The organism is Lysinibacillus sp. NPDC097287 (assembly GCF_044761695.1).
GTDB lineage: Bacteria > Bacillota > Bacilli > Bacillales_A > Planococcaceae > Lysinibacillus.
The window spans coordinates 1-11,442 of sequence record NZ_JBIWCX010000029.1; the positions used below are offsets into that span (position 1 = coordinate 1).

An 11,442-nucleotide genomic window follows, 5' to 3' on the forward strand; every position below is an offset into this window, starting at 1 on the left:
AGAGATACCATAAAACTCGCATTAGGCTGGTTTTTAGAGATACCATAAAACTCGCATTAGGCTGGTTTTTAGAGATACCATAAAACTCGCATTAGGCTGGTTTTTAGAGATACCATAAAACTCGCATTAGACTGGTTTTTAGAGATACCATAAAACTCGCATTAGACTGGTTTTTAGAGATACCATAAAACTTTTTCGTTTTCATTTTAATCTTAACAAATTCCAAAAACAAATTCAATTTTAAATTATAATTCCCTTTAAATCCAAATCAATGTCATTACATAGTTAAAAAATCGCCGCTCACTAATAAAGAACCATTTCGCTAAACACAAGAAGCAAAGAAATAACTTGCTGCTACTCAAAAAAGAAATGATGGAAACGCTAGAAATAAAAAAGGCCTACGTCAAGTGATAAACGAAACAGAATAAGTAATTTTAAGAGACAGTATTCAAACTATTCCTTTTATTTTATGTAGTTTTATTTTTCATTTATAGGTCAGTTACATCTAAGAATCACATTTCCGAACCTTTTCTTTGGCCAATTCCTCAAACCATTCTTTATCATTCATTTCTAGTGCTTGGTGCATCAGTATTAAATAATCCTGTGATGACTTTCTAGGGAGTTCTTTTAACATTTCAATATCAATTTCCATGTTTATTCACCCTTCTTTCACTTATAGTTCACCCTGTTTTTTTACGTTCCTCTTTTATTATTCTTTTGTAGCTGCGCCTGCACCTTCCCAAAGGTAATTTTATTTACTAATGGTTCGTGACTACCATCAAAATTCATTTCACCATGCTTCACTTCTCCTAAATAAAAACGGTTGGTAAGAATGTTCTTAATAGACATAATTGAAAAGTCTTTACCTTGCTGCGTCTTATATCCTTGCTCTTTTAATCGTTTTTGCACCTTCCGAAGAGTCTTCAACTCTAAATAACTTTTGAAAATAAACTGCACACACTCAGCTCGATCTTCCTCAATAACGACAATAGGCTTTTTTACACCTTCATGCTTCCACCTGTAACCAAGTGGTGTACTACCGCAAGCTTTAACACCACTTTTAGCTTTTTCACGTCTTCCCTTTGCTAATTTGCTATTTAAGGTCATACGGTCGTATTGGTCTAATAATTCCATCATTCCATTCACTAAAAAATCATTTGGATCTTTACTATAAATATCGTAATCCTTTTGCTCTATACTACAAATATGTACATCAAGTTTTTGCAACTCTCGTTTTATAAGCACCTTAGCAGTATCTTCCCGCCATAAACGACTTGTATTCATTACAACAATTCGTTTGATATTACCTTCTGATAATGCTGCAACTAACTCTGTAAGACCATCTCGCTCAATAGAAGTTCCACTGATACCTAAATCATAAAAAACTTCAACTAACTCTAAATTATTTGCTTTGCAGTAATCGATAATTGCACTTACTTGAACGTCTTTCCCATAACCTTTTTCTGCTTGAGTTTCAGTTGAGACACGCACATAACCAATAACCTTTTCCATAACCCACACCAAACTTCCCCTATTTGTTAAAAACAGTGTACGACCTTCTCGCCATTATAGTAAAGTCTTATGTATAAGGTTTTACGAAAAATACCCTCAAACAAAGCTATTACTGTATTAGTAACCATTTCTTCCTCTCACTAGATACAAGGGAAATAAGCGAAGAACAAAAAAAGCCAAGCTAACGTATCAACTTGACCTACAAATTCATCTTTATGTATTGGAGTATTTCTTGATGTACTTCCTCTATTTTTTTCTTGTACGTATTATCAGAGTCCAATTCTTGAAATCTATCTAAACCGAGGGTATTGATTGTGCTGGTTATTTCAAAACTCTCACTAAGTAAATCTTGCAACTTCTTATACCAAACAATATCAACCGTTAGAAGAGCCTTATTACTTTCCCTTGCCTTATCAGCTATTTCAAAAACTCGTTTTGTATCCCATTTATACCTACCGTCTAAATACTTAATCATATCCTCGCACCACATAAAAACAGTGAAAACATCACCATAATTTTTAAATATTTCAATGGTTTTTTGCTTTTCTTCAGCTGCTCTATTTTTATTGTCTTGCAACTTAAAACCGAAATATACGCCAGCAAATGTAATAACGCCCGAAACCAATCCGCCTAAGTACGAGCCCCAAAAGCCTATCCATGCGTTATTCTGCCCTTTAGCAAAAGCAGTCCATTCCCATGTTAGCCCCCATGCCATAAATAATGGGAGCAATATAATAGAAAAACCTATACCTATCCCAATAAACCACTTCATCACTTATTACCTTCTCTATCTAAAAAATCGAGTAGTGCTAAATGGAGAATGTCCGATTTATTGACCTTTTCCACTTGGCAGTATTCGTCTAAACGTTCGCCTATCCCTTTATCAATGACAATCGTCTTTCTAGTTTTATCGCCTTGTGGAAGTTCTTTAATGCGATCATGTACGGCTTTAGGCTTTTTAATGCCCATTTGTTCAGCTTGCTTATTCATTCGCCACTCTTGGAGCATAGAAACCAAATCTTCTACTTCATCACGTGTGAATTGTGGATGAACAAGAGGTGAATTCGGTATCACCTCTATATTACTGCTTGCAACCTCTGCATTACTCAGAGTGAACTCTGTGTGAATCGTCTGTGAAGGCTTATTCACCTTAGATGAAGTGCGTTTCACATTGGATGAACTAGAGTTCACATAGTCAAAAATACTTTTCTCTGTTGGTTCTGCGCCCTCACCTATGTAGTGCCATCCTTTAGGTGCTTTATTGCTGTACTCATACCCAGCATCTTTTAACGCTTTTAAAAATGGCTTTTGACTTATGCCATCTATCGCTTTTGCTATGTGTTCTGCTTTATTCCCTGCTCTAAGTGCCTCTAGAATACTACCAATGGTTACCCGTTCATCTATTTCAAAGTTCATACGCAATTCACCCTCATTTCACCTATAATCATATACGTATTATTCTATGTGAACTACGTTTCACCTTCAACCAAATAAAAAAGAGCCGTTATATATCGGCTCATTCAAATTTATAATCAGATGGTAAATTATAATCCTTTCTAAGTTGAGAAAACCATCTTTTCTTTGCTTCCTCTCCTTCTCTTACATATCCTACAGACTCCTGATATTCAATTTCCGCACATAAAAGCCACTGCACATCCTTTTCTTTTACCTCAATATATTTTTTCAATAACGGTGCTATTTCAGGGAAAAGAAAGTTGCAGCGTTGCAGACTTTTTATAGACCGTAAATAAACATACTCTAATACCTTTTCAAATATCTCAGCATTAAAATAACAATTCACATTATCTCTCCTCTCTACATAAGAACATATAAGAAAACGAGCCATATTTTTAAGTTACAACCTAAAAAATACGTATATCCTAAAAAATAATGTTACAGCCTGTTCATAGCCAAACAAAAAGACCTCGGGTAATAGTTTTATACCTCGAAGCCTTAAAACGTCTGTATGAGCCTGCTATACATTATTTTTAGCCTGTTTTTCTTTTCGCATGCTATCTAAAATGTCGTTCAATCTATCTAATGAGCCATTATCTTCGCTAGTTCTCTCTTCATTCATTGCAATCAGTTTCAGCTTAGTTTCTAACAAACGTATTTTTTGATTCTGTACACTAGTTAAGGCTTCTTCCTTTTTCGTTACAGAATCCACCTTTCGTTTATCGCCACTTAGCTTTAATTCTGCAATATCATCAAGGATCATCATCTGACGAACTTCATTTTTCCTAATATCCATATCTACAATCTCTAAAGCATCTGTAGGGGCTAGTTGAAACAGATCCTTATGCTTACCTGTAAACTGGTCAGCCCATAACGTTTCATATTGATGGGTTTTAACAGCATTTTTATTACCTTTCATCTGCTTACTTTTCTTTTCCCTATCTTTTGGTCCTGTACTCAATCCGCCATGAAACCTACATTTTCCATTCTCCATAGGCTTATTTTTACACTGTTCACCAGTTCGTTTTTTAATAGCACCACATATGGAATTCTTCAACCTTTCACCTCCTAACTTCATGCGCATGGGGTCTTGTTTTCAAAAATAAGGGGAGACAATTCGCCCCACTCTTTTATCACTTGCTATATACCTCGTTTATCAACTCTTATTAATGCTTTCTCTAAGTGCTTTTCGTTAGCTTGTTTTTGTATGCTTATTAGTTATTTAGCTTGTTGCTTTTGTTGTAGGAATGATGCTATGGACTTTGATTTTACTTCTCCGCCCCTCGCCTTTTCTGATACTGCTTTAGCTGATTCTAATAAATAGGCAAACTCTTCTGTTAAACCTTTCTTTGCTACGAATGTTCTGTATAGGTTTAATTCTTGCAGTCGGTCGTGTACTACTGCGGAAAGTAACTCCATATCTGTTTTCAACTATTCCGCCTCCCATACTGCTTTGATAAATGCGTTTGCTCCATCTGTAAGCCCTAAACGGTCAATAAATACACGCAATAAAACCAGTTCCTCCGTTTTTTTGTATAATGAATCTGCTAATTGCTCTTTAGTTGCATTTTCAATGAAATCGTACGGTATTTGTTCCTCTAATTCCTTTATCGGTGTAGTTTCTACTAGCTTTTCATATAGTTCTATCATTGTTAATACCCCCTAAATAATTTCTATGACGCTGTTATCTTCAACTATCTCAATTACATATTCTTCGGTATCAAAGTATTTCGTGATGCCACTTGAAATAAGTCCCTTTTCTTTTGCTTGCTGTAATGCTGTTGGGTTACTAGGCACTGGTACAGCTGACAACTCTAATAGCTCTTGACGTGTGTAATGTACCCCCGTAGCTGTTGGCTTTCCTTCCTTACCAACGAACCCAACAGACGTAGCACTTAAAAAACCGCCTCTATATAATTCATAAATATCATTTGCATGGTCTGTTCTAGCAAATTCAATATCGAAAATCAGCTGTTTATTACGTACTCGCACATCAATCGCCTTACCAATTGGCGGAATACTGTAATCGTGAGCCCATAGAAATACAGGGTTTTTCTTATAATTTTCTAGTTCCCATCCGTCTACCGAAATTGTATCTCCATCGCGATCTTGTGCTTCAGTTGAGCCAATAAAGCGTAAAGTACGTTCTTCAGGTTCACCGAATTGCTTTACTTGAAAGTTAATTGCTGTTTTCTGTGACATTGTTAATCTCCTTTTCTGCTAATCTTTTATAAAATGCATCGCTGTTTGCTTTTAAACGTTCAGCATTTTTCTCACGGTATTTACGCATATATTCTCTATCGTAGGCTCTGGCCTTCTCTTTGTTATTCTCACGCCATTTGCGTTGATTTTCGCGATTGTATGCACGTTTAGCCTCTAGAACATCTTTACCCATCCGTTAACCCCCAATAAATCACGTAATCTATCATCTGTTTGCTTTAAATCGTACTCAATTGCTTCAATGCTATCGTTAGTTCTAGCAACTAATTGCTCATAATCCTCTTTAGCCTTTTTTAAAGCTGCGTGGTTAGTATCCCATGCCTTACGTAAATTTTTTCTGTCTATAATTTTAAGAGCCTTCTCGTGATACAAACCACTTATACCTACTTCGCCCAGCTTAGACTTCAAGTCATATATTTTTGCTTCTTCCGCAATAAATAACACTTGCTTACTGGCAAATAAATCCTCTTCTTTACGAGCCTCTTCTTTTTTCCCTGCCTTATTTAATGCCGATGCTGTCTCCAATAATTTTACGCACTCTCTTTCAAGCGCCTCTCTGTCTGTACGAGCTTGCTCCAACTCTTCCTCTAATTGCTTAATAAGTCCCATAATAATTACATCTCCTTCACTGTTTTCTACATAAAAAAAGCCTCATTCCATCTACTGGGAACAAGGTTTCTAAGTGTTTTTATAAGTTTACAAAGATTGAAAGGTTTTTGTTGAATACAGTATAAGATCCTTCAACAGGAAAAGTAAATTATTTATTTTTATTTACATACAAAAACATAAAACTTATACATCTCCTTCACGCAATACCCTTTTTGCCCCCTCTTGTTCCTTCTCTCGCCTTTTAAACCATTCGACCATAAAATACACCGCACACACCTTAAAAACGTTTCTCGCCCCTTTTAAGCCACAAAAAAAGCCAAGCCGTTAAGCCTGACCCTTTTCTAATAATTCGATTCGTTTATGCAACTTGGCCATTTCGTCTAACAAAGTATCTAGCACATGTTTATCTGCACCGTTCTGACCGCTGATAATATAGCCGTTTTTCGTTAACTGTTCTTTCATGGTCTGCTTTACTTGCCCTACATAATCCATCTTATAAGCCTCCCTATACTATTGTTGCAAACAGTATAGGACCTATTAAATGATTTATAAAGCTACTCTTTACACCTCAATAAAAACAATAACAACTTACTCAGGATCATGAGTATCTAAATAGTCCTCAAAATCCTCTTCCCCATCTACCCAAGAAGGAAGTGAATTCTTGTCATCACAACCCTCACAATAATAAGCTTTCTCATCATATTCTTTTGTAAATTTAATAGCATACTCTTTATCCAAATAATCGCCACAATCATCGCATTTTACAAGAGTTTTAGACTTCAAAGCTTTATTTAAACAAGGCTTACAATAATAATCATCAATATTCACAGTTTCAAAACTAACATCTTTAGAATAAGTCTCTTCTTTCGGATCATTACTTACTTGACATTCCACACAAATAACCATTTACATTTCCCCCTAACAATGTTCTATGTAAATCATACTGTAACTTAAATTAAGTAACATAATAAAAACCCTCGTAATATAACGAGAGTCCCTAATAATATTCTTAAGCGTACGAACCAATATACACTTTATAAAACCTGTTTAAGTATATAAATGTATGTAAAAATCGTGTAATTTAACGGTCTATAAAATAATTTTTATAGCCTTCGTCCTAGTTATTACCTGGCGGGAGGTTCTTTTACATACCTAAGTGAAAAATATCTCCCTTGAATAGCGCCAATAATGCAGTTACAATGGATTTCAAGAAGTATTATTAGGCATTTAATCCACCCTGCACCAGAAAAGGGGCGTGATAGAATGCTGACATTTATCATTGGCATATGTGCTAGTCTAATTGCTAACGAAATCAGTGCTATTGTCCGTAATATAAAAACAAAAAAGAAATAGCCCTCCTAGTTTAGTTTGGTCGCTGACTAGAAGGACTACAATGAACTTAGACACCATTAAGGTGCAATGGACTAATAGCAAAATACTTACTTCTACCCTGTAATGTTCGAGCATTATAGGGTTTTTATTTTGCCATTTTGGCGTAACAAACTGTTAGAAAGTATTAGAAACTGTTCCTAACTGTTACAAACTGTTACGTTTATGTACTTAATTTATAGCATTTTAGAACAGGTTAGTAAACCTCCAGATGTGCAGTTTTTGCATATAATACCCCCTAACTTTGGCCACCTCCCTATATATCATGCTGTTTTCAATACAAAAAAAGTTTTATAAGTTACATAAGTTTTTACATACTGCCCCTTATATATACACAACTGTTAAGGTTATTATGAAAATGTTACATGCTGGTAGTAACTCTGGCGAAGGCGGATATAAAGCATCTGACGGTCTACATGGAGTTGGTGCTTCAATGTACTTTAATCTCACCATAATAAAAAGCAATCTATAAGCCAAAAGTGACATTATAAATTGCCCTATGATAATTTCATAATTCCTCTTGTCAAACTTACAATCATTCACATAATTCAATACCGACAATAACACGTTTCCCAAATAGAAAATCTGTAAGTGTTAGATCTGTATTATCTAATTCAACTTTTTCTGCTATAACTTTATCAATTCTGCTGAGATCTCCATCATTATCCTTTGCATATATCAATTGACCAATAAGTTCTCCAGCTTCAACTTTCCCCATATCGACTAAACAGACTTCAAAATCATAATCATTCGGCAATAGTACAGGAACCACATAACCTTTAGCATTCCCCATAATATATAATCGTCTGCCATAATCTACTACCTTACATACCAAATACTTAAGAAACTTTTCCTGCTTACTTGTAATAGGCTCCATATACCCTGTATCCCCTTTATAAAATATATAGTGTTCCCCAAAGGTATTAAATTAGTCCAGTATAATAAATTAATAGCTTGTAATGCTTGTAAGTAAAAAAACTACTACAAGTAGTAGTATATATATTACTACTTGTAGTAATTTTTAATGGTAAGTAGTCAAGATACTTATTAATCAACGTTTATCCGACCTTAGCTGGTACACGTTAACAGCTCTTATTCCTCTACCTTCTTTACCTACCATTTGCATATACCCAAATGCTTGCAGTTGCGTCATAGCCGTTTGTAATGTCTTATCTGACATACCACACCAAGCAGCACCGAAACGGAAACTAAAGGCTGTTCTGTTTTGCGTATCATCGTACAGTTTTTTTACTGCTAAAAGGAACTTGAAACCGTCATAGGTCTTTACAACAGCTTTCTTTTTGCTCAACTCCGGAGGTAATTCGAGTGCTTGTACTGGCTCTACTGCTAAAATACCTGCATCTACTAACAAGCGTAGGCTCCATGTGGCTAGTTCAGGACCATTCAACTTTTTGTGCTGCTTATATTTCAGTGAAGCATATACCTCTGGTAAAGTGTAGTAATCAGAATCACCTGCTCCTGCTCGCCAATCTCTATACAATACTTCGCCATCTTTTGCCTTGAATAAACTTGCAGAAGGTCGGCTATCTACCTTTCCTTTAGGTAGAATACAGTTGAAAGGTGAGCCATCTACTTGTTGACCATCTAGGTTTAACAAAGGCAGTAACTTTTGCTCTACTAATTCTACATCACTGTATAAAGCCTTAGCACGTTTAGCGTGATTTGTGGTAGTTTTATATTCCTCGACGGATTTACCCACCTTAGACACGTTCTCTCGTGGTTTTACGGGTACTTCTTTAGCTTTCTTTGGCTTAACCTTTTTATTTTTGGCTTGCTTATAGGCTAAATAATCCTCTATCAACCATTCAGGCATTTCAGCTATTTCAATTTCACCGAAGCCTTTATTTGCTACCCATGAATATCCTGGGGTGAATGGCATTACAACAAAACCACCCTCGGCACGCATATCAACTCCACTAAGATCTCCGTACATATCTACCGTACTTCTTATTTCAATATCTAGATTAGTAGGGTACTTGAAATAAAAATGAGTTCCCCCACTCTGCGTTTTTACCTGTACCGTTTCAGGTATCGTTTTTCCTGCTATACTTGACCATCCATCTTTGCCTTCTTTAACATCAATATCTAATACGACAATGCCATTTAGCTTTCCAGTTACCAATCCAATGCCCTTGGCTCCGCTATCAATCCATCTGTACATTTGGCGAGGTGTAGCATACTGTTCTTGGTACGATTTCCAATCGACCATTGGTGCTTTACCCTCTTTGGTAGGTATGATACTTAATTTATACTGTACGGCAAGGTCAATCGTCTGTTCAATATTTGATACTGCTCCCATAAAAAAATCCTCCTTGCAATAAACAGCAGGAAGGACAACAAACATTTCTAAATATTACATCATAATATTTATCACAAAAAGGTTTTAAAATGCCTCATATTCGTGTATTATATGTATAACGAATTTAATAAAAATGGGCAGAGTTATTCCTTTGTCTGTTGAACTTATCATTGAGTTATTCCTTGGGTCGCCAAACTTTCGGGAATAGCTCTTTTGCTATTTATTTGTCGTATTTGTTACTCGTATTATACATCTCTTAGGCAAAGACTTAAAGATAGACTTAAAAATAATTGTAGTTTCTCTCGATAGAGTACGAATCTAGTAAATGCAGATTCCGTTTTGATAAATTTAATCCATACTCTGGTTTGCTTTTTTTATTGGTGTAATCTCTACTAACAAAGAAATCATCAGCAGAATCCCAACGAGTTGAAGGGATCAAATAAAAGCTAGGTACTTCCGACGAATTAAATAAAACAATAGCAGCAAGTAAATTGTCTCTTGGTTGAAACTTGTCTTTACGAAAATAAATGTAGTTGAAGTTCCTAGAGGATTTAACTTGAATTGCATAGTAATTATTGTCATGGCCAACCACAAAATCAATTCCCCTATCATCAACCTCTGAAGAATAAACCTCCAATCCTAAACGTATGAACTCAGCTTTTATTAAATTTTCTGCATAACGACCTACCTGTACCTTATTTAATTTATTGATAGACATAATAGTTCCTCCACCACTACACTTTTATGCTAGTTTGCCCTCCTTTTTGTTCCTTTATCCTAGTAACATATTTACAGATTTACGTATTTACATAGTTGTGAGCCACTAAAAGGGCGTATTTTGCCGTTTAAAATGTTTCGAGAAAGTTTTTATATAGGACACACGTAAAAACAAAAAAGAAGGCTCCTAAGGGGATCGTCAGGAGAATACGGATTTACAACGGTAATCAAAGAAATGGCACCAAACGACACTACTGTATATTTTATGAATACGGTTCAAAGACGGTTTTTTGGGATGGCGCCAGAAAAATGCGAATTTACAACGGTAAGGTAAATAACGTTACAAAACGGCGCTTTGGGAACGATGTTCATCTAGAAACAGGATATTTAAACAACACCACAACCACAAAATTAATATAAAAATAACTTTATGTAAGGTGGTAAACAAGGCTGGCGCAAAAAAAAGGATAGCAACTGCTACCCTCCACATTCTTCTATGTAAAAAAACATTATTATTGACTGTATTGTTCCAATGCTTTTTCTAATCTTAAAAAATCGCAACAAGTATAATTCAAAGAATGTTCCGGTGTACTTCCTATTCTGTAAACTTCTTCAGCTTTATCTAATATATCTTGTTGCATCTTACGACAAGCATTTAATTCAGTTGAAAGTAATCCCACATATTTAGTATCTTTAATATCTTTAAAATCTTTTTTTGTAATAACCTCATCGTTAACAGGGATCATAAAACAAAATCTTATAGAAGCGTGTACTTTTCCATTATTAGATTTTATTAAAAGGTTAGTCCCCTGTTGCCTTTTAAACGAAGTAACTGGTGCTAAATATTTAAAACCATTCACCTCTAATACAATTCCACAAAAAAACTTTGTAAAGCCACCTTCTACAACATTAGGAACTTGTCCATCTATATCTTGTAGATACTTCAAATATTCTTCATTCACATCATAAAAATTTAATTTCATACAATCCTCCTGAAATAAGTTATTTTATACTATTTTATCATAAAAAAGAAAAAGTCCTCTTTCTGTGTAGAAAGAGGACTCATTAATTTACATATAAAGTGGTTGTATTTTAGAGATACCATAAAACTCGCATTAGGCTGGTTTTTAGAGATACCATAAAACTCGCATTAGGCTGGTTTTTAGAGATACCATAAAACTCGCATTAGGCTGGTTTTTAGAGATACCATAAAACTCGCA

Annotated in this window: 17 protein-coding genes; all 17 read right to left on the reverse strand. The window is 35.1% G+C overall.

Annotated elements, in window-relative coordinates; all coding sequences use genetic code 11:
* Nucleotides 1-505: 505 nt before the first annotated feature.
* Entirely contained in the window at nt 506-652 is a 147-nt protein-coding gene (locus tag ACIQ2D_RS21515) for an IDEAL domain-containing protein (RefSeq protein WP_402867345.1), read from the reverse strand.
* Nucleotides 653-693: 41 nt separating this feature from the next.
* On the reverse strand, nt 694-1,512 hold the full coding sequence (locus tag ACIQ2D_RS21520; RefSeq protein ID WP_402867346.1) for a recombinase family protein: 819 nt from the start codon (nt 1,510-1,512) through the stop codon (nt 694-696).
* 199 nt (nt 1,513-1,711) lie between these two features.
* Nucleotides 1,712-2,284, reverse strand: coding sequence for a hypothetical protein (locus ACIQ2D_RS21525; protein ID WP_402867347.1), 573 nt, complete (start codon nt 2,282-2,284; stop codon nt 1,712-1,714).
* A complete protein-coding gene (locus ACIQ2D_RS21530) occupies nt 2,284-2,928 on the reverse strand; it encodes a hypothetical protein (protein WP_402867348.1) in 645 nt (214 codons plus the stop codon). Before ACIQ2D_RS21530 ends, ACIQ2D_RS21525 begins: the two co-directional genes overlap by 1 nt.
* Before the next feature lie 100 nt (nt 2,929-3,028).
* On the reverse strand, nt 3,029-3,313 hold the full coding sequence (locus ACIQ2D_RS21535; protein ID WP_402867349.1) for a hypothetical protein: 285 nt from the start codon (nt 3,311-3,313) through the stop codon (nt 3,029-3,031).
* Between the two features lie 174 nt (nt 3,314-3,487).
* Complete coding sequence (locus ACIQ2D_RS21540; RefSeq protein WP_402867350.1) at nt 3,488-4,024, reverse strand: HGGxSTG domain-containing protein; 537 nt, start codon at nt 4,022-4,024, stop codon at nt 3,488-3,490.
* A 161-nt stretch (nt 4,025-4,185) separates the two neighbouring features.
* Nucleotides 4,186-4,398, reverse strand: coding sequence for a hypothetical protein (locus ACIQ2D_RS21545; protein WP_402867351.1), 213 nt, complete (start codon nt 4,396-4,398; stop codon nt 4,186-4,188).
* Nucleotides 4,399-4,617: a hypothetical protein gene (locus ACIQ2D_RS21550; protein WP_402867352.1), complete on the reverse strand. Its 219-nt coding sequence runs from the start codon at nt 4,615-4,617 to the stop codon at nt 4,399-4,401.
* Between the two features lie 12 nt (nt 4,618-4,629).
* Nucleotides 4,630-5,169, reverse strand: coding sequence for an HK97 family phage prohead protease (locus tag ACIQ2D_RS21555; protein WP_402867353.1), 540 nt, complete (start codon nt 5,167-5,169; stop codon nt 4,630-4,632).
* Nucleotides 5,147-5,362 carry a hypothetical protein gene (locus tag ACIQ2D_RS21560; protein ID WP_402867354.1) on the reverse strand — a complete coding sequence of 72 codons (216 nt, stop codon included), beginning with the start codon at nt 5,360-5,362 and terminating at the stop codon, nt 5,147-5,149. Before ACIQ2D_RS21560 ends, ACIQ2D_RS21555 begins: the two co-directional genes overlap by 23 nt.
* Nucleotides 5,344-5,796, reverse strand: a complete 453-nt coding sequence (locus ACIQ2D_RS21565; RefSeq protein ID WP_402867355.1) for a hypothetical protein — start codon at nt 5,794-5,796, stop codon at nt 5,344-5,346. Before ACIQ2D_RS21565 ends, ACIQ2D_RS21560 begins: the two co-directional genes overlap by 19 nt.
* A 324-nt stretch (nt 5,797-6,120) precedes the next feature.
* Entirely contained in the window at nt 6,121-6,288 is a 168-nt protein-coding gene (locus ACIQ2D_RS21570; protein WP_402867356.1) for a hypothetical protein, read from the reverse strand.
* Between the two features lie 96 nt (nt 6,289-6,384).
* On the reverse strand, nt 6,385-6,702 hold the full coding sequence (locus ACIQ2D_RS21575; protein ID WP_402867357.1) for a hypothetical protein: 318 nt from the start codon (nt 6,700-6,702) through the stop codon (nt 6,385-6,387).
* A gap of 1,018 nt (nt 6,703-7,720) precedes the next feature.
* Nucleotides 7,721-8,062: a hypothetical protein gene (locus tag ACIQ2D_RS21580; RefSeq protein ID WP_402867358.1), complete on the reverse strand. Its 342-nt coding sequence runs from the start codon at nt 8,060-8,062 to the stop codon at nt 7,721-7,723.
* Between the two features lie 174 nt (nt 8,063-8,236).
* Nucleotides 8,237-9,505, reverse strand: a complete 1,269-nt coding sequence (locus tag ACIQ2D_RS21585; protein ID WP_402867359.1) for a bifunctional DNA primase/polymerase — start codon at nt 9,503-9,505, stop codon at nt 8,237-8,239.
* A gap of 280 nt (nt 9,506-9,785) precedes the next feature.
* Entirely contained in the window at nt 9,786-10,223 is a 438-nt protein-coding gene (locus ACIQ2D_RS21590) for a DUF4365 domain-containing protein (RefSeq protein ID WP_402867360.1), read from the reverse strand.
* Between the two features lie 511 nt (nt 10,224-10,734).
* Nucleotides 10,735-11,205, reverse strand: a complete 471-nt coding sequence (locus ACIQ2D_RS21595) for a type III toxin-antitoxin system ToxN/AbiQ family toxin (protein ID WP_402867361.1) — start codon at nt 11,203-11,205, stop codon at nt 10,735-10,737.
* Nucleotides 11,206-11,442 lie beyond the last annotated feature (237 nt).